Genomic DNA, 17,237 nt, shown 5'->3' with positions numbered 1-17,237 from the left:
AAGTGGCCTTTGTGGTCCTTCTCGACGCGAACGTGCTGTACCCCAACGCTCTGCGCGATCTCCTGATCCGGATCGCGCAGAGCGGGCTCGTTCAGGCCAAGTGGACGGACGAGATTCTCGACGAGGTCTTCCGGAACCTCAAGGAGAACCGCCCGGATCTCGATCCGGGAAAACTCGACCGGACGCGGGAACTGATGAATCGCTCGGTCCGTGACTGCCTGGTCACCGGCTATGAGCCGCTCGTTCCGGCACTCGCTCTTCCGGATCCGGACGACCGCCACGTGCTCGCCGCGGCCATCAAGGCGCGGGCTCAGGTCATCGTGACCGAGAACCTGCGGGACTTTCCGGACCACGCCCTGAGGCGCTGGGACATCGAGGCTCAAGGCTCGGACGATTTCGTGCTCGACCGGATCGCTCTCAACCGGAGGCTGGTCGTCGAGGCGGTGCTTCGGGTCGCGGATTCCCGGCGCTCCCCGCCGACGAGTTTCGCCGAGATCCTCGACGCGCTCGAGCGCGCTGGGCTCAAGAAGTCTGTCGCGGAGCTGCGTTCATAGCGCGCGGGCCAGCCGGTCGTAGAGGTCCAGGAGTTCGCCGAGCTTGGCCGAAGTGGGGACGTGCGCGGTGTCGAGGTCGAAGACCCGGAACCGGTTGCGCGGGGTGCGCCGGTCCGCCTCCCGGATCATCCGGTCCTGCAACGCGAGCGGGTTGATGTTGTCGCGCAGGTGCCGGACGTAGACGCGCGGGATGCGGCCCCAAGTGCGCAGGTCACCGCGGGAGTCGACGGCGCCTTTCCCGGCCAGCTCGTCCGGCGTCATCGAGTTCAGGAACGTGTGGAACTCGGCTTCGGTGCTGTCGCTCATGAAGGCCTCTTTCGCCTTCGCCAGGCGCACCGGGTCGGCGATGCGCCAGTTCGAGCGGAACGCTCCGACCACCGCCGGATCGCCCGCCATGAACTCCAGCAGCACCGCGGCGTGCGTCGCCTTCCCCTCGTCGGTCGAGAGGTACTCGTCGGGGGTGCGGAGTTCGCCGCAGCAGAACGCGGTGTCGTAGACCAGCAGGTCGATCAGCCGCGGCACCTGGTTCGCGACCAGGCTGATCGCCGCGCCGCCGATACTGGCGCCGACGAGGACGACCGGACCGTGCGCGGCCGCCCGGCGGACGGTCTCCACGGTCGCGGCGATGTGGTCGGCCACGGTCACTGCGGCCAGCGGCGACGGCTCGGTCGCGAACGCCACGAGATCCTGCGGAGCCTGGTACGAGAGCCGGAACTGGGCGTCGGTCGGCCGTTGTCCGGGCAGATCGACGCCGACGCAGCGATAGCCGCGCAGCACGAGTTCGTTCGGGACGCCGGAGACGCCGTTCGCGCCCGCGGCGAAGACGAATGTCGGGACGCCGCGGCGGTCACGCGCGGAAGCGGTGCCCGCGGTGGCGAGTCCGGTGAGGCCGGTCAGACCGGCGACGGTGAGTGCCTTACGACGCGTGTGCTCGCTCATGCCGTCCATGCAACCGGGCGAGCCGGTCGCATGGACAGCCGAAGAAGTGGTCGTCCGCCGCTACGAAAGTTGCGGATCAGGAGTAGCTGTAGAACCCGCGGCCGGTCTTCTTGCCGAGCAGGCCGGCGTCGACCATGCGCAGCAGCAGCGGCGGCGAGGAGTACAGCGGCTCCTTGAACTCGGCGTACATCGAGTCCGCGATCGCCTTGATGGTGTCCAGGCCGATCAGGTCCGAGAGCCGCAGCGGGCCCATCGGGTGCGCGGTGCCCAGCTCCATGCCGCGGTCGATGTCCTCCGCCGACGCGAAGCCCGACTCGATCATCCGGATCGCCGAAAGCAGATACGGCACGAGCAGCGAGTTCACGATGAACCCGGCGCGGTCCTGCGACCGGATCACCGTCTTGTTCAACGCCGTCGTCGCGTGCTCCTCCGCGCGGCGGGCGGTGTCGTCGCTGGTCAGCAGCGAAGGCACCAGCTCGACGAGCGGCAGCACCGGGACCGGGTTGAAGAAGTGGATACCGACCACCTGCTGCGGGCGGTTGGTCGCCATCCCGAGCTTCATGATCGGGATGGACGAGGTGTTGGACGCGAATACCGCGTCCTCGCGTTCGACGATCTTGTCCAGCGACCGGAACACCTCGACCTTGGCCTGCTCCTGTTCCAGGATGGCCTCGATGACGAGGTCGCGGTCGGCGAACTCGCCGATCTCGGTGGTGAAGCGGAGTCGTCCGAGTGCCGCGTCGGCGTCTTCCTGCGAGAGCTTCCCGCTCTTGACGCCGCGTTGCAGCGACTTCTCGATCCGCGCCCGCCCGGAGTCCAGCGCCGGCTGGCTCACCTCGGTGATGATCACGTCCAGTCCGGCACGTGCGTGCACCTCGGCGATCCCGGAACCCATGAGCCCGGCGCCGATGACACCTACCCGCGTTACGTCAGACACGGAACCCTCCTCGTATTTTGGGCAGCACGCGACACGCGAGGGTGGACCACGGGGTTCAGCCCGTCCCACCCTCGCGTGTCACGCCTGCTCAGCGGCGGTATTCGTCGTACCCGTCGTACGGGTCGTCGTCGTCCCGCTTGTCGTCCTCGTGCCCGTAATCCGAGGAACTACTGGACAGCTCGCGCTGCAAAGCATCGAAGTCGGTTTCGTGCGAGCTGTACTTGAGCTCGCGCGCCACCTTCGTCTGCTTGGCCTTAGCCCGGCCGCGCCCCATGGCTCGACCCCCTCGCACAGGGGCGGGGCGGCCGGGGGAATCGGCGGCCCCGCATCGTCTCGACAATTATTTCCTGCTGACACCGTACCGTGTCCGGGGGGTTGGATGCGACGTGGCACGGTGTGCCGGTGGCGACAGTGTTCACCGAACGCCGGTTACCGGCCGGTCGGTGGCGATAGTCGCAGGTCGGCGTGCCACGATGCTCGTGTGCCCCGTCCGTTCGCGGCTTATCTCCGCGTCTATGAGCCCCTGCTCGCGCTGGGTGATCCACCGGACGAACGCCTGCTCGAGGCCGTCGAAGCGGCCCGGCTCGATCGTTCGGCCGCGGGCGAGCGCGAGCAGATACTGTGGCTCAAGTCACAGCACGTCGGACGGCTGTTGCCCGCTGAGCTCGTGGACGGCAGGGCCGCGCCCAGTCTCGTCACCGACGTCCTCGTCCTGGATCCCGAAGACGTACCGGAGGGTGAGCACGGCGACGCCGGCCCCGGGCCGCTGATCTGCCCGATGGAGATCCGCGCACGCTCGGCCGCCGCGCTGGTGACCTTCCTCGGCGACGCGCATCCGGCGTTGAAGAACGCGGTGCTCGGTGCGGGCGGCGCTTCGCTCGACATGATCCGCTCGCGGGCGAAGTCCGCCATCGGCGACTTGTCGGCCTCGGCGTCGCACACGCTCTCGACGACGTGGACCGTTCCTCTCCCGTGGTTCGTGCTGTTCGATCCCGGGATGCGCCGGGTCAAACTGGGCAAGGGCCGCGACGATCCCGAGCGTGAGGTGTCGTGGCGGGTGTCCATCGCCGACGCGCGACATCGCGCCCGCGAGGTCGGTGACCTGCTCGAAGCGACCTTCGGTGACTCGGCACCCGGCCGGGTGCTGACCGAGACGCGGCGCTGGCTCGACAGCTTCCACCCCGGCTCGGCGGTCGAACTCGACTACGGCGGCCTCGTGCAGCTCTTCGCCGACTCGATCCTGCAGGCCGACACGACCGCCGAAGAGGTGCACGACATCCTCGACGCGCTCCGCACCGGCAACGTCGACGAACTGGCGGAACTGTTCGCCGACCTGCGCGACTTCTGGGGCGACCTGGCCGCGCGGGAACGCGCGAACTAGCCGAAGAGACCGGCGGCGACCCGCAGTTCGCCGACCGGCTTCCCGCCGCCGAGGACCGCCGCCTTGGGCAGCTGCTCCGCCTCGGTGCCCGGGTCGATGCCGAGGTGGCGCAGGGTCGCGAGCAGCAGCGGGATCCGTGCCCGCGCGGCGCCGTCGTCGATCTTCAACGCCAGCGCGGTGCCGTCCGGCAGCGCGAACGAGTGCACTCCCTCGGCGCCGCCCTTCGCGAACAGCCCGTCGACGTTCTTCATCAGCACGGTGTCCTCGCGGCCGGTGCCCGCGACCTGCCACGGATGCGCGCGGACGGCGTCCGCGACCCGGCGGTCCGGTCCGCCCATCGCGGTGACCAGCCTGCCGAAGGACCGGGCGAGGCCGGTGAGGGAGAACGCGAACAGCGGGGCGCCGCAGCCGTCGACGCCGACGGTTTCGATCGTCTCGCTGGTGAGATCGGCGATGGTGGCCTGGATGACCTTCTGCAGAGGATGGGTCGCGGCCGCGTAGTCGCCGGTGGACCAGCCGAGCTGGGTGCAGGTCGTGAGCATCGCGGCGTGCTTGCCGGAGCAGTTCATGGCGGCGCGGCGTTTCCCGGCCGCGGCCACGGCGAGCATGCTCGGCTCGTGCAGCGGGAACGCGGGCGGGCAGGCAAGCGCGTCCTCGGTCAGCCCGGCGCGGGACAGCATCGACAGCGCGCCCTCGACGTGGCCGGGTTCGCCGTTGTGCGATCCGCAGCCCAGCGCGAGGTCTTCGTCGCCGATCGTGAGGCCGGCGCGCAGCATCCCGACGGCCTGGAGCGGTTTGTTGGAGGAGCGCGGATAGACCGGCCGCGCGATGTCGCCGGCGGAGAACCGCACCGACCCGTCCGGGGCCGTGATCACCAGCGCGCCGCGGTGCGTGCTTTCGACGAAACCGGAACGGACGACCTCGACCAGGACGGGATTCGTCACTCGGGGCCGCCGCGTTCGGTGTCGAGCAGGTCGTCGACGGACGCCGTGCCCTTGCGGTAGCGGGTCGCGATCTCGGCGTTGATCGTGTCCATCACGCCCTGCACCTCACGGCGGTACGAGGAGACGGAGACCTCTTCGTCGGCGTACCTGTTGAGGGCGTTGACCAGCTTCTCGTCCGAGAGCGTGCTGACGTCGGAAAGGTCCGTGTCGCCGATGAGCGCCTCGGCGAACCGCCGGTGCTCACCCGCCCGGGACGGCTCCAGCCGCTGATGCCTGCCAGAACCCGTGGCCGGGCCGATCGCGTTGTCCGCCAGGATCGCGGCCAGCCGCTCGACGACGCTGCTCTCACCGCCCGAGCTCCGGCGCTCCTGCTCGGCCCGCACGATGTCGATCCGCGCGTGCAGCAGCCGCCGCAGGTACGACAGGTCGGTCTCCTCCTGCGCGGCCTCGTCACGGCGCTCGCGCAGCACGGAAAGGGCCAGCTCGCCGAGGTCGCTGAGATACCCAGGGCCGAGCACGCGGTCGATACGACGGCGACCACCGGGCCGGACTTCGATCACGCGCGTAGCTTATCGCGCTCCAGCGGAAATGTTCCGCAGGGCGCGATACCACAAGGATCTCCGCCCCTCCCGAAGACCTCCCGAGCGCCGCCGCTCTTTCGGTCCCTTCCAGAGCGCGCCCCCCACCCGTCCCGGGGGCGGCCCCTGGTCCAGTCTACCGGGGGTGGCGGGGGAAAAGTGCTGGTCGGCGGGGTTGTCCACAGGTGGGCAGAGTTGTGGATAAGTGCGAAGGGGACTTTCGCCGCGTGTGATGAGGGGAAAGCGTCCTTCGCGGCGTGTGATGCGGGGAAAGGCCCCTTCAGCCCCCGCCCGAGCCAGCAAGCGGGACCGGAGTACGTGAAGGCCCCCTTCATGTACCTAGGCGCAAGGAAGGGGGCCTTCACGTACTTAGAACGTGCGCGAAAGCCGTGTTCCCTTCGCTGAGCCGAGGAAAGGGGGACTTCCGCGCTCTCGTCGGGACTGGTGGTACTGCTGGGGCGAAAGTGGCGCGGCAAGAGGTAGCGAAGGCCTCCTTACCTACGCTCAGGGTAGGTAAGGAGGCCTTCACGACACGCACTACCAAGCCAGAAGCCCCAGCCGTCAGCCTCGCAGCCGCTGTGCCGCTTCCCGTCCGGGAGCCGGGGCCTCGCCCGGCACGGAGTCCGGATCGATGGCCGCTTGCACGACGCGGTCCTCGGCGCCCACCAGCAGTTCGGCACCAGGTTGCGTCGAGCGTTTGACCAGCGCCAGCGCGATCGGTCCCAGTTCGTGGTGCTGCACCACGCTGCCGACGCGCCCGACCGTCCGTTCGCCGAGGACCACCGGGTCCCCGGTCTCCGGCGTGATCTCCGGCGAACCGTCCAGGTGCAGCAGCGCCATGTACCGCGGCGGCCGCCCGACGTTGTGGACCTTCGCGACGGTCTCTTGACCGCGGTAGCAGCCCTTCGCCACGTGCGCGGCGGAGTCGACCCAGTTCACCTCGTGCGGGATCGTGCGCTCGTCGGTGTCGAGCCCCAGCCGCGGCCGCAGCGACTCGACCCGCAGCGCGTCGAACGCCCAGCTGCCCGCCGGCCGGGCGCCCGCGTCGGTCAGGCGGCGCCACCAGTCGGCGAGCTCGGCGCGAGGAACGGCGAGGTCGACGCTGTTCCGTCCCGGCCACGGCATCCGCCGCGCGAAACCGCCGGGAAGGGACACGACCGAGTACGCGTCCGAGGCCGGCGAGACACCCACGGAGGCCAGCACGCGGTCCGCGTCAGGCCCGAGGACGGTGATCAGCGCCAGCTCGTCCGAGACATCGCGGATGTCCACTTTGGACCAGAACTTCATCGCTTCGAGGTACTCGCGCAGGGTCTGCTTGCCGCCGGAGGGCAACGCGCTGGACGCCATCGCGCCCCTGTCGCTGTCCAGCCACACCGTTCCGTCCGCGTGCGCGACGACCATGTGGGTGTCGACGCGGCCGTGGGTGTCCAGCACGAGAGCTTCGGTGCCGGTGCCCTCGGCGAGTCCGGTGACGTGCTGCGAGATCACCAAATGCAGCCAGGACAAGCGTTCTTCCCCGGTCACGGCCAGGATCTCGCGGTGCGAACGGTCGATCACGACCGCGCCGCGCGTCGCCGTCCGTTGTTCGGCGAAGGGATCTCCCCAATGCCACGGGACTCCCTCCTCCGGATGCCCGTCGGGTGCCGCGATCGGTCCGGGGAGGTCGAGCAGGGGGGAGCGGTAGGGCATGAAACCCATGCTAGTGAGTACCGTGTCCGTATGCGCGTGCTTGCCTTTCTCGACGGGACCCTGGCCGACCCCGAAGCCGCCCACCTGCGGGTAGACGATCTCGGACTGCTTCGCGGTGACGGCGTGTTCGAGACGATCCTCGTCGTCGACGGCCGCCCTCGTGAGCTCCGTCCGCACCTCGATCGGCTGGCCCGTTCCGCGGCCATGCTCGACCTGCCGGAGCCGGACCTCGCGGCCTGGGAGCGCGCCGCGCAGACGGTCATCGACAACTGGTCCGGACCGGCCGAGATCGCCCTGAAACTGGTGTACACCAGGGGAATCGACGGCGATCCGGAGGCGAAGCCGTTCGGGTTCGCGCTCGGCGTGGAGATCGACGGGAAGGTCCAGCGCGCCCGCGTCGAAGGTGTTGCGGCGATCACCCTCGAGCGCGGTATCGAGCCCGAGCTCGCCGAGCGCGCGCCGTGGCTGCTGCTGGGCGCGAAGTCGATTTCGTACGGCGTCAACATGGCCGCGCTGCGGGAGGCCGCGCGCCGCGGCGCGAGCGATGTGATTTTCACCGCCGCCAACGGTTCGGTCTTCGAAGGGCCGACTTCGACGGTCGTCCTCGCGAAGGACAAGACGCTCTACACGCCGCCGGCGAGCATCGGCATCCTGCCGGGGACGACGCAGGCGGCGCTGTTCCGGGGTGCCGAGCGGGCGGGCTGGTCGATCAAGGTCGAACCGCTCCAGGTCAAGGACCTCAGCGAGGGCGAGGGGCTGTTCCTCGCCTCGTCGGTCCGCAAGCTGACCAGGGTGCACACTCTCGACGGCGTCGCGCTGAGCGACTCCAGCGCGATCCACGCCGAGCTGGCCGCCGCGTACGAGAGCGAATACGCGATCAGCTGAGCGGGCTGATGATCAGCAGGTGCGGCAGGATCGCTTCTTCGCGGTAGGCCGCGATCTTGTGGTGCCCGTCGAGGATCACCGCCGCGTCGATGGTCTCCAGGACGACCGCGACCGGCCGGTGCCCGCTCTTGATCGCCGTCCGGTAGTAGCCGACCCGCGAGACGTCGGCGGGCGGCCAGTCGGCGCTCGGGGTCAGATAGCGGTCCTCGGCCAGTCTTTCGGGACCGGTGACCTGGTACTCGCCGTCGGCGAAGAGATCGAGAAGCGGGCGGAGCGTATCGCCGAGCGGACGCCGCATCTGACCGGTCGCCAGCGCGATCCGCAAGGACTGCGGGAGTTCCGGTTGGGTGGGGACCGAAGTTGTGTCGATGACACCTGTGCCACCGTCGACCTTTACCTGTTCCACACCTTCGTGGACGAGTGAAAGCGGAGAAGGGTTCCGGGACGGGCCTGCGCAAGGGCCGGGAGTGACGCCCGTCTCACCACGGCCGCCACCGGATAACCACCGGTAGTTGGATGATCCGCCAAGAACACGACCGGCAGCCCGTTCGGCGGCACCTGCACGGCGCCGGTCAACAGGCCTTCGCTCGGTAGCTCCTTCTCCGCGTAGTCGTCTCCGCGAGTCAGGGCAGGCCCGTCGAGCCGGAGACCGACGCGGTTGGATTCCGCCGTCACCGTCCAGGTCTTCGCGAGCCCGGCCGCCAGGTCTTCGAACCAGTGCGCCCGCGGCCCCGGCTCGACGGGCACGACCAGCTCGGCCGGAGCGATCGTGGGCAGTACGACGTCGGCGCCGCCGGGCAAGGACGGGGTGCCGAGCGGGAGCACGTCGCCCGGCTTCAGCGGAGCGGGCCCGATCTCCGAGAGGACGTCCCGCGAACGGCTGCCGAGTTCGGGGTCGACCGCGATCCCGCCGGAGACCGCCAGGTAGCACCGCAGGCCGGTGGCGGGCGTACCGATCGCCACGACCTGGCCCTCGGCCAGCCACACCGGCGCGTGCGAGCCGACGGGGCGGCCGTCGACCTCGACGGGGACGGCCACGCCGGTCACCGCGATCGTGCAGGACGTCGTCGCGCGCAGTCGCAGCCCGCCGAACAGGCACTCGACACCCGCCGCGGCCTCGTCGTTGCCGACGAGCCGGTTGGCGAGTTTCAGCGCCGGGACGTCCAGCGCGCCGGACGGCGGGACACCGAGATGCGCGTAGCCGGGCCTGCCCAAGTCCTGGACCAGCGCCAGCGGGCCGGTCTCGACCACTTCGAGGGCCCTCATCCGGCACTCCGGAACCGCACGCGATCGCCGGGCGCCAGCACCGCGGGCGGGTCGGCGCGCGGATCGAACAGGACGGTGCGGGTGTGGCCGATCAGCCGCCAGCCGCCCGGCGAGACGCGCGGGTAGACCCCGGTGAACTCGCCCGCGATCCCGACCGAACCCGATGGCACGCGCGTGCGGGGAGTCGACAACCGCGGCTGCCGGAGTGACTCGGGAAGTCCTGTCAGGTAACCGAAACCGGGCGCGAACCCGGTGAACGCCACGGTGTAGACGGCATCGGCGTGCAGCCGTACGACGTCCTCAATGGACACTCCGGCGTCCCGCGCGACGAGTTCGAGGTCTTCGCCGTCGTAGGTGACGTCGAGGGTGATCTCGCGGGGTTCGCCGTCGGGCGGATGTTCGAGATCGGCGCCCGCCAGGAGTTCACGGACGGCCGCGAGGGCGCACGAGCCGGGGGTTTCCACCATCAGCAGGCTGCGGGCGCCGGGGACGAGTTCGGCGATCCCGGACGGACGCGCGGCCGAGACCGTGGCGTGCGCCGCGATCGTCTGGGTCAGTGAATCGCAGTCGAGCAGGGCGGCGTGCTCGCCGTAGGCACGCCACCGCACGGGGAGACGGTCAGCCCACCACGCGACGCAGCAGCGCCGACGTGTGCGGCTGCAGTTCCTGGCCCATCATGGCTCGCTCCTCGACGTAGCCGAGTTCGCCGTTGACGATGCCGTAGAGCCGCGAAGAGGCCGTGACGTCCTTGGCCGACGATGTGCGGACGACGGCGTCGGTGCCCAGCTCCCAGGCCGGGACCGAAGCCTTGCCACGCGGCTTGCCGTAGAAGAGTTCCACGATGCCGGTGTTGTGGGTCAGCAGCAGTTCGATCGTGTCGTCGGCCTGCGGGCGCCAGAACCCGGACTCCCGCGCGGCGGGACGGATGACGTTGCCGTCCTCGTCGAGCAGCCAGGCGCGGGCCTCGTGCGTGAGGAAGGGACGGCCGTCGTGCGCGATGGTCAGCTGCATGCCGAACCGGCGCGGGCCTTCGATGGTCGGGTAGTCGACCTCGCCTTCGCCGCGCCAGACGCCGACCAGCGGCAAGAGCGCCAGGCAGGCGTCATTGAGGTTGGGGCCCTCGCGCAGGTTCGCCGTGTCGCCCGGGATGGGCAGGTCAGGAAGGGTGCCGTACGGAGGGAGGTTGCGTTCGCGCGTTTCTTCCGCGCGCTTCTCCGCGGCCTGGATGGCCTCGTCGCCACTCGCAGTCATGGGTCAGCGCTGGTCCGCGTAAAGCCGGTAGACGACGTACACGGCGAACCAGGTGATCGCGACGCCGGCGAGCACCAGCAGGGTCGTAAACAGGATCTCCACGACACGCACTTTAGTCGCTACCTGCCCGGACGGGCCTCCTGAGGGTCCGTGGCAGTGCCCACAGGAGCTGAAGGGGCCTTTCCCCGCATCAGACATGACGAAGGGGCCCTTCACCGCTGGAATCCAGGCCGGGCGCGCAGCGCCTCAGTTGAGGGCGGCGGCGGGGGCATGGATGGAGCGGTGAAGGGCCCCTTCAGTAGCAGTTAGGCGACCGAGACCTGGAGCTGGTGGACGCCGGGACCCTGAGCGGTGACGGAGGCTTCACCGTTACCGCTCTTGTGCAGCGCGCGCACCGTCCAGTCGCCGGGGGCCGCGTAGAAGCGGAAGTCGCCGTCAGCCGACGAGACGACCTCGCCGGTGAAGTCGCCGCCGCCGTCCAGCAGCCGCACGAAGGCGCCGCCGATCGGGCCTTCGGCGCCGGTGACCTTGCCCGCCAGCACTACCTGGCCGCGGGTGTCGTAATCGGCGGGCGTGGCCTCCTGGACCGGCGCGCCGCAGCTGTCGTCTGCCGCCATCACTTGGCTCCCAACTCGACCGGCACGCCGACGAGCGAGCCGTATTCCGTCCATGAACCGTCGTAGTTCTTCACGGCGTCGTAGCCGAGAAGCTCGTGCAGCGCGAACCACGCGATGGAGGAGCGCTCACCGATCCGGCAGTACGCGATCGTGGACTTCGCTTCGTCGAGGCCCTCGTCGGAGTACAGCTCCTTGATTTCGCCCTCGGTCTTGAAGGTGCCGTCCTCGTTGGCGACCTTCGCCCACGGGACGTTCAGCGCGCCGGGGATGTGGCCCGGGACCTGGGACTGCTCCTGCGGCAGGTGCGCCGGGGCGAGCAGCTTGCCGGAGAACTCGTCGGGCGAACGCACGTCGACGAAGTTGCTGGCGCCGATGGCCTGGACGACCTCGTCGCGGAACGCGCGGATCGAGAGGTCCTGCTCCTTGGCCTTGTACGCGGTGGCCTCGCGCTTGACCTCTTCCGAGTTCAGCTCACGGCCGTCGAGTTCCCACTTCTTGCGGCCGCCGTCGAGCAGCTGCACGTTCTCGTGGCCGTAGAGCTTGAAGTACCAGTACGCGTACGCGGCGAACCAGTTGTTGTTGCCGCCGTAGAGAACCACGCGGTCGTCGTTCGAGACGCCCTTCTCCGACAGCAGCTTCTCGAAGCCCTCCTTGTTGACGAAGTCGCGGCGGACCCCGTCCTGCAGGTCCTTGCGCCAGTCGAACTTCACCGCACCGCGGATGTGTCCGTTGTCGTACGCGGTCGTGTCCTCGTCGACCTCGATGAACACGACACCCGGGGTGTCCAGGTTCTCCTCGGCCCACTGGGTGGTGACCAGGACGTCTTCACGGCTCATGGAGCTGACTCTCTTTCTGGGTTAGGACGCGCGAGGGCTGGGACTGAAACGCTTGATGAGCAGGTACATCTCGCACCCGAGACAGAAGTTGAACGCCGCGTTGAGGAAGGCCGCGAACAGCGCGAACGCCGTCGCGACGAGCCCGAGCGCGGTCAGATCGGCGGCGAAGCCGACGGTGCCGACGACGGCGAACACGAAACCGACGGCCTGCGCGAACCGCAGCGGGGCGGCGTCCTCGCGTTCGGTCGTGGGGCCGAGGCGCGGCGCGACGAGGTAGCGGTAGACCAGGGAGTACGGCGCCGGCTTCAGTCCGATGAAGGCACCGATCGCGAACACCACCGCCTGCGCCGCGAGCAGTGGCCACCACTGGGTGATGAGCACGACCGCGAGCACGATCGTCGTCAGGATGGCGGCGAAACGCGGACCCCGGGGGTCGACGGCCGGTCCTGCGGACATGGATCCTCCTGCGAACGAGAGGGAAAAGAGATCCGTGCCGGACGGGCACGGGGCAGCGGCTTCGAAAGCGCGATCAGCAGGCCGGACACAGGCTGCTGCGAACGCGGCACAGATCCACTGCGCGGCGCTGGGTCAGCAAGGTTCGGGGCAGCCTGTTCACGGGCACGAGGGTACGCAGAGCTCCCTCAGGTTGGGAACCGTGTTCACACCTTGGGACGCTTCCCAAAATTCGGGATCAGGCGTTCGTCAGGTGGGGTTTCAGAGCCTCGAGAAGGTCCTGACCTCGGGGAACGCCGCCGACGCGGAAAACCTCGAGGCCGTCGGGCGTCAAGGCCAGCGTCGTCGGAGTCCGCAATATCGAAAGTGCCTGGGCGACTTCCGGGGTTTCGGTGACGTCCAGATCGACGTGGGTGAGGCCGTCGGTCTTCTCCGCGAGCGCGGACAGGATCACGCGGGTGTGGCGGCAAGGCGCGCAGAACGTGGTGGAGATCTGGATCAGCGTGACGCCTTCGGGCGCGAGGGCGGCGGAGACGCGCTCCGGCAGTGTGGACGCGCTGGACTTGGCCGCTCGCACGCGGCCGTTCCGAGCCTGGAGCAGCGCGCCCGCCACCCCGCCGAGCACCAGAACGCCCAGCAGCACCCACACTCCGGTCAAATCAGCTCACCCCTGCGTCGGATCAACCTTGTGGTTTCGCTCCACTGAAGGCGACGTTCTTGCCTTCGCCCTTGATGGTCACCGAACCGCTGCTCACGCGCACCGACGTCGGGGTCACCGAAAACGGCATGGCGCCGGTGTCGATGGTCGCGTTGAAGTTCGGCAGCAGCGCGTCCTGCACCGCTTGGGGAACGACGGTGGTCTCCTTGTCATTCCCGAACTGCAGGCGCTTGGGCTCGATGCTGATCTTCTGGCCCTTCAGTTCGATCATCGCGAAGCAGAAGATCTCCACCTTCTGACCGGCGATCTGCACGTTGCCGGACAGCCGGATGCCCGCGCTGGAGCTGTCGATCGGTTCGCCCTGCGCGTTGGTGGTGGGCGGCGTCGTCTCGCCCTGGCCGCTTTCGCCGTTGCGGACGTAGTCCTCGGTGACCGGTTCGATCTTCAGGTTCTGGATCTTGTCGAGCGGAGCCTGCTTCGCGATGTCGGCGGCCTTGATGGTCACCTCGCCCTTGAGCGTCGCGATGGAGATCGCCTTCGTGTTGCCGTTGATCAGATCCGACAGCGGCGCCGTGACGTCGCTCATGTCGGCGTTGAAGTCCACATCACTCAACTTCGGCGGAACGGCCACGCCCTGGGCGTTGATGGTGATGTGACTGTAGTCACCGGAAAGGGCCTGCGTGAGGAACGGGAAACCGTGCACGGTGACCGCCGGATCGTTCTTCAGGGCGAGCTGTTCACGGGCCTTCTGGGAGATCGTGTGCTCGGCGAACGCCGCCGCCCCGAAATCGGCTCCGACCAGCAGGACCACCAGCACGGCGAGGGCGATGAGCCAGCCCCGGCCACGCCGCTTCGGTCGCTTGGCGGACCGGCCGGGGGACGGTCGGTCGTCACGCGCCACGGGCCTGCTCACCATCGCGTCAAATCTCCTTCGTAAACCTCTTTGGCCAGGTGTGATCGATCCAGCACGGGGTAGGTCCCCGGGTGTTCACCCGCTATTCTCACCAAGCACCGGCTGTAGCCACGTTCGAGGCGACTACAAGTGAGGGCGGTGCGGCGATGAGCCTGGACCTTCTGGTGTTGACTGCGGAACCCGACGCGACCGCGGTGCTTCCCGCCCTGGATCTGCTGCCCCACACCGTACGCGTCCGTCCTCCGGAAGTGACCGCGCTGCTCGACGCCGGCCACCGCGACGTCATCGTCCTCGACGCACGCAGCGATCTCGCCTCCGCGAAGAGCCTCTGCCGTCTGCTCAAGGGCGCCGGTGAGGACGAGGCCTCCACGCCGATCGTCGCCGTCGTCGGCGAGGGCGGGCTGGTCGCGGTCAGCGCGGAATGGCGCACCGACGACATCCTGCTCCCGACGGCCGGCCCCGCCGAGGTCGACGCCCGGCTGCGGCTGGTCACCACCCGCGACGGCGCCGCGTCCCAGGTCGACGCCGAGCTCCGGGTCGGTGAACTGGTCATCGACGAAGCGACCTACACCGCGAAGCTCCGCAAGCGCACTCTCGAACTCACGTACAAGGAGTTCGAGCTCCTCAAGTACCTCGCGCAGCACGCCGGCCGGGTGTTCACCCGCGCCCAGCTGCTGCAGGAGGTCTGGGGTTACGACTTCTTCGGTGGCACGCGCACGGTCGACGTCCACGTGCGGCGCCTGCGCGCGAAGCTCGGGCCGGAGCACGAGCAGATGATCGGGACCGTGCGCAACGTCGGCTACAAGTTCGAGCGCCCCTCCAAGGGGTCCGCCGCCAAGCAGCAGCAGGCCGTCGCCCCGGACGCGAGCGTCTACGAGCCGAGCGAGCTTTCCGCGCACTGAATCCCTTCCTCTCCTGCCTGACAAGACGTCCAGGCGGGTACGGGGTTCCCGGGTAGGGTCGATTTCATGCTTGATCCGACGTGGACCGGTGAACCGGAAACGGAAGAGATCCGCGGCCTGCTCCTCGCCGTGCGCGAGGAGGACGGTCGTCCCGAGGACACCGGTTTCGCCGGTGGCCAGCACCTTCTGGGGCACTCGGACGGCGAGTTGGTCGCGTACGCGCACCTGGACACCGAAGGCGACTCGCACGGCAATCAGGTCGCCGAGCTGTTCGTCCACCCCGCGCACCGCCGCGCCGGTCATGGCAGAGCCCTCATCCGGGCGCTCGTCGAACGAGCCGGCGGGAAGCCGCTGCGCGTCTGGGCGCACGGCGATCACCCCGGCGCCGTCCACCTCGCCGGGACCGAGGGCTTCGAGCGCGCCCGCGAACTGCTGATCCTGCACGCGGACGTCGAAACGGCCGACTGGCCGGAACCCGCGACCCGCGAAGGTGTCACGCTGCGCGCGTTCGTCCCCGGTCAGGACGAGGAAGCGATGGTCCGCGTCAACGCACGCGCCTTCGACTGGCACCCCGAGCAAGGCGCGCTGACCGCCGACGAGGTCCGCGCGACGGAGAAGGAAGCCTGGTTCGACCCCGAAGGCTTCTTCCTCGCGGAGGAGAACGGCGAGGTCGTCGGCTTCCACTGGACGAAGGTCCACGAGGCGGTCCCCGGCCGGTTCGGCGGCGAGCCCGTGGGCGAGGTCTACGTCGTCGGCATCGATCCGGACGCGCAGGGCGGCGGCCTCGGGAAGGCCCTCACCCTCGCCGGGCTGCGGTATCTCCGCGACCGCGGACTGGGGCAGGTGATCTTGTACGTCGAGGGCGACAACGCCCCCGCGCTCGCGGTGTATTCGAAGCTCGGCTTCACCCGATACGAGGTCGACGTCCAATACGCTCGGTAACCGCGTTCACACTTGCGGCACTTGACCGGTCACGGAGAGCAGACGCGCAGGTCACGGCAGGGACACGGACCCCGATCGGACTAGTCACGCTGCTCACATCAGACGCCTTGTTCACTTGTCGTTCACCCTTTGACGGCCACCTGTCCACTGTCGGTGCTTAGTGTCCGGATCCGGCAGGAACGTTCCCGTTCCACCGATCCGGCGAAAGTCTCCCAGTGGAGGAAATGCAGTGAAGATCATGCGGCCCGCGGGCGCGATCGGCATCGTGGCTAGCGCCGCCCTCGTGCTCGGCGCCTGTGGATCCGACCCGGCGGCGACGAAGACCGAGGGCTCGGGCGCCGCGTCCGCGCCCAGCGGGACGGCCGGTGTCGAATGCGGCGGCAAGAACCCGCTTTCGGCCGAGGGCTCGTCCGCGCAGAAGACCGCGATCGACATCTTCGTGCAGCAGTACGCCGCCAAGTGCGCCGGTCAGAAGGTGAACTACAACCCCAGCGGCTCCGGCGCGGGCATCAAGCAGTTCAACGCGAACCAGGTCGACTTCGCCGGTTCGGACTCGCCCCTCAAGGACGGCGAGGAGGCCGAGAAGGCCAAGGCCCGTTGCGCCTCGGACGCGTGGAACCTCCCGCTCGTCATCGGCCCGGTCGCCGTCGCGTACAAGGTCTCCGGCGTCGACAAGCTGACCCTGACCCCCGAGGTCACCGCCAAGATCTTCAACGGCGGCATCACCAAGTGGAACGACGCGGCCATCAAGGCGGTCAAGGGCAACGAGTCCGTCAACCTGCCGGACAAGCCGATCCAGGTCATCTCGCGCACCGACGAGTCGGGCACCACCGACAACTTCCAGAAGTACCTGAAGGCGGCCTCGAAGGGCGCCTGGACCCAGGGCGACGGCAAGAAGTTCAACGGTGGCGTCGGTAACGGTGCCGAGAAGTCCAACGGTGTGGCCAGCGCGGTCAAGGCCACCGACGGCGCCATCACCTACGTCGAGTCCGCGTTCGCGAAGGACGGCATCAACGCCGCCCTGATCGACAGCGGCTCCGGCGGTGTCGAGCTCACCGCGGCGAACGTCGCCAAGGCCCTCGACGCGGCGAAGTTCAAGAAGGAAGGCTCCAACGACCTCTCGCTGGACCTGAACGCGATCTACTCCAGCAACGTCGCGGGTTCCTACCCGGTCATCCTCGCCACCTACGAGATCGTCTGCTCCAAGTACGCCGACGCCGAGGTCGCCAAGGCCGTCAAGGCCTTCCTGAACGTCGCCGCCACCGACGGTCAGAAGCCGCTGTCGGACAAGGGCTACGTGCCGATCCCGCAGAGCCTGCAGGACAAGGTCCTGACCGCCGTCAAGGCCATCGCCTGACCCTGTTGCACACTGGCGATTGATCAGTAAAGACAGGCTGGACAGAAGTAGTCGATGAGCGATTCGTCTTCGCCCAGAACGCCCACCGGCGACCCCGGTGGGCGTTCTGGCGTCCGCGAGACCTTCACGGAGGAC

At 68.9% G+C, this 17,237-nt stretch carries 21 protein-coding genes; 6 read left to right on the top strand and 15 right to left on the bottom strand.

All coding sequences use genetic code 11. The features are described from left to right. Nucleotides 1-2: 2 nt before the first annotated feature. Nucleotides 3-554: a PIN domain-containing protein gene (locus tag BKN51_RS32610; RefSeq protein WP_101611269.1), complete on the top strand. Its 552-nt coding sequence runs from the start codon at nt 3-5 to the stop codon at nt 552-554. Here BKN51_RS32610 and BKN51_RS32605 read toward each other — a convergent pair. The 3 genes from BKN51_RS32605 to BKN51_RS32595 all read right to left on the bottom strand — a co-directional run bounded on the left by BKN51_RS32605 (nt 549) and on the right by BKN51_RS32595 (nt 2,704). Continuing rightward, the gene (locus BKN51_RS32605; protein ID WP_168214439.1) at nt 549-1,493 is read right to left on the bottom strand and encodes an alpha/beta fold hydrolase; all 945 of its coding nucleotides are present in this window, start codon (nt 1,491-1,493) and stop codon (nt 549-551) included. The two genes, BKN51_RS32610 and BKN51_RS32605, sit on opposite strands and share 6 nt — an antisense overlap. Before the next feature lie 76 nt (nt 1,494-1,569). Continuing rightward, entirely contained in the window at nt 1,570-2,430 is an 861-nt protein-coding gene (locus BKN51_RS32600) for a 3-hydroxybutyryl-CoA dehydrogenase (protein WP_101611267.1), read from the bottom strand. Nucleotides 2,431-2,518: 88 nt separating this feature from the next. After that, nucleotides 2,519-2,704, bottom strand: coding sequence for a DUF3073 domain-containing protein (locus BKN51_RS32595; RefSeq protein WP_020632289.1), 186 nt, complete (start codon nt 2,702-2,704; stop codon nt 2,519-2,521). 207 nt (nt 2,705-2,911) lie between these two features. Here BKN51_RS32595 and BKN51_RS32590 point away from each other — a divergent pair, with 207 nt between their 5' ends. Next, nucleotides 2,912-3,811 (top strand): hypothetical protein, encoded by a 900-nt coding sequence (locus BKN51_RS32590; RefSeq protein ID WP_101611266.1) that lies wholly within the window; start codon nt 2,912-2,914, stop codon nt 3,809-3,811. On the opposite strand, the gene BKN51_RS32585 is transcribed toward BKN51_RS32590, so the two are convergent. From BKN51_RS32585 to ygfZ, 3 genes are all read right to left on the bottom strand, one after another. Further along, entirely contained in the window at nt 3,808-4,755 is a 948-nt protein-coding gene (locus tag BKN51_RS32585) for an asparaginase (protein WP_101611265.1), read from the bottom strand. The genes BKN51_RS32590 and BKN51_RS32585 overlap by 4 nt on opposite strands. Then, nucleotides 4,752-5,315: an RsiG family protein gene (locus BKN51_RS32580; RefSeq protein WP_101611264.1), complete on the bottom strand. Its 564-nt coding sequence runs from the start codon at nt 5,313-5,315 to the stop codon at nt 4,752-4,754. The genes BKN51_RS32585 and BKN51_RS32580 overlap by 4 nt, the downstream gene beginning before the upstream one ends. Nucleotides 5,316-5,894: 579 nt before the next feature. Further along, nucleotides 5,895-7,022 carry a CAF17-like 4Fe-4S cluster assembly/insertion protein YgfZ gene (ygfZ, locus tag BKN51_RS32575; protein WP_101613592.1) on the bottom strand — a complete coding sequence of 376 codons (1,128 nt, stop codon included), beginning with the start codon at nt 7,020-7,022 and terminating at the stop codon, nt 5,895-5,897. 30 nt (nt 7,023-7,052) lie between these two features. On the opposite strand from ygfZ, the gene BKN51_RS32570 reads away from it, so the two are divergent. Further along, nucleotides 7,053-7,907 (top strand): aminodeoxychorismate lyase, encoded by an 855-nt coding sequence (locus BKN51_RS32570; protein ID WP_101611263.1) that lies wholly within the window; start codon nt 7,053-7,055, stop codon nt 7,905-7,907. Here the strand turns inward: BKN51_RS32570 and BKN51_RS32565 are convergent. The 9 genes from BKN51_RS32565 to BKN51_RS32525 all read right to left on the bottom strand — a co-directional run bounded on the left by BKN51_RS32565 (nt 7,900) and on the right by BKN51_RS32525 (nt 13,904). Continuing rightward, nucleotides 7,900-8,313 (bottom strand): hypothetical protein, encoded by a 414-nt coding sequence (locus BKN51_RS32565; RefSeq protein WP_101611262.1) that lies wholly within the window; start codon nt 8,311-8,313, stop codon nt 7,900-7,902. The two genes, BKN51_RS32570 and BKN51_RS32565, sit on opposite strands and share 8 nt — an antisense overlap. Then, a complete protein-coding gene (locus BKN51_RS32560; protein ID WP_101611261.1) occupies nt 8,301-9,173 on the bottom strand; it encodes a biotin-dependent carboxyltransferase family protein in 873 nt (290 codons plus the stop codon). Before BKN51_RS32560 ends, BKN51_RS32565 begins: the two co-directional genes overlap by 13 nt. Next, entirely contained in the window at nt 9,170-9,781 is a 612-nt protein-coding gene (gene pxpB, locus BKN51_RS32555; RefSeq protein WP_101611260.1) for a 5-oxoprolinase subunit PxpB, read from the bottom strand. The genes BKN51_RS32560 and pxpB overlap by 4 nt, the downstream gene beginning before the upstream one ends. A gap of 10 nt (nt 9,782-9,791) precedes the next feature. Beyond that, nucleotides 9,792-10,424: an FABP family protein gene (locus BKN51_RS32550; RefSeq protein ID WP_101611259.1), complete on the bottom strand. Its 633-nt coding sequence runs from the start codon at nt 10,422-10,424 to the stop codon at nt 9,792-9,794. Between the two features lie 305 nt (nt 10,425-10,729). Further along, nucleotides 10,730-11,041, bottom strand: coding sequence for a DUF1416 domain-containing protein (locus BKN51_RS32545; RefSeq protein ID WP_168214438.1), 312 nt, complete (start codon nt 11,039-11,041; stop codon nt 10,730-10,732). Then, on the bottom strand, nt 11,041-11,877 hold the full coding sequence (locus BKN51_RS32540) for a sulfurtransferase (protein ID WP_101611257.1): 837 nt from the start codon (nt 11,875-11,877) through the stop codon (nt 11,041-11,043). The genes BKN51_RS32545 and BKN51_RS32540 overlap by 1 nt, the downstream gene beginning before the upstream one ends. A gap of 21 nt (nt 11,878-11,898) precedes the next feature. Next, entirely contained in the window at nt 11,899-12,333 is a 435-nt protein-coding gene (locus tag BKN51_RS32535) for a DUF4395 domain-containing protein (protein ID WP_101611256.1), read from the bottom strand. 235 nt (nt 12,334-12,568) lie between these two features. Further along, nucleotides 12,569-12,988 (bottom strand): TlpA family protein disulfide reductase, encoded by a 420-nt coding sequence (locus tag BKN51_RS32530; protein ID WP_101611255.1) that lies wholly within the window; start codon nt 12,986-12,988, stop codon nt 12,569-12,571. 22 nt (nt 12,989-13,010) lie between these two features. After that, complete coding sequence (locus BKN51_RS32525; protein WP_101611254.1) at nt 13,011-13,904, bottom strand: LmeA family phospholipid-binding protein; 894 nt, start codon at nt 13,902-13,904, stop codon at nt 13,011-13,013. Between the two features lie 143 nt (nt 13,905-14,047). Between BKN51_RS32525 and BKN51_RS32520 the strand changes: the two genes are divergently transcribed. From BKN51_RS32520 to pstS, 3 genes are all read left to right on the top strand, one after another. Beyond that, nucleotides 14,048-14,803 carry a winged helix-turn-helix transcriptional regulator gene (locus tag BKN51_RS32520; RefSeq protein WP_101611253.1) on the top strand — a complete coding sequence of 252 codons (756 nt, stop codon included), beginning with the start codon at nt 14,048-14,050 and terminating at the stop codon, nt 14,801-14,803. Nucleotides 14,804-14,869: 66 nt separating this feature from the next. Next, the gene (gene mshD / locus BKN51_RS32515) at nt 14,870-15,745 is read left to right on the top strand and encodes a mycothiol synthase (RefSeq protein WP_101611252.1); all 876 of its coding nucleotides are present in this window, start codon (nt 14,870-14,872) and stop codon (nt 15,743-15,745) included. 229 nt (nt 15,746-15,974) lie between these two features. Then, nucleotides 15,975-17,102: a phosphate ABC transporter substrate-binding protein PstS gene (pstS, locus tag BKN51_RS32510; RefSeq protein ID WP_101611251.1), complete on the top strand. Its 1,128-nt coding sequence runs from the start codon at nt 15,975-15,977 to the stop codon at nt 17,100-17,102. The last annotated feature ends 135 nt before the right edge of the window (nt 17,103-17,237 follow it).

It is taken from the genome of Amycolatopsis sp. BJA-103 (genome assembly GCF_002849735.1).
In the GTDB taxonomy this organism is placed as follows: Bacteria; Actinomycetota; Actinomycetes; order Mycobacteriales; family Pseudonocardiaceae; genus Amycolatopsis.
The sequence above is the reverse complement of the archived record's forward strand: the minus strand, read 5'-3'. Positions and strand labels throughout refer to the sequence as shown.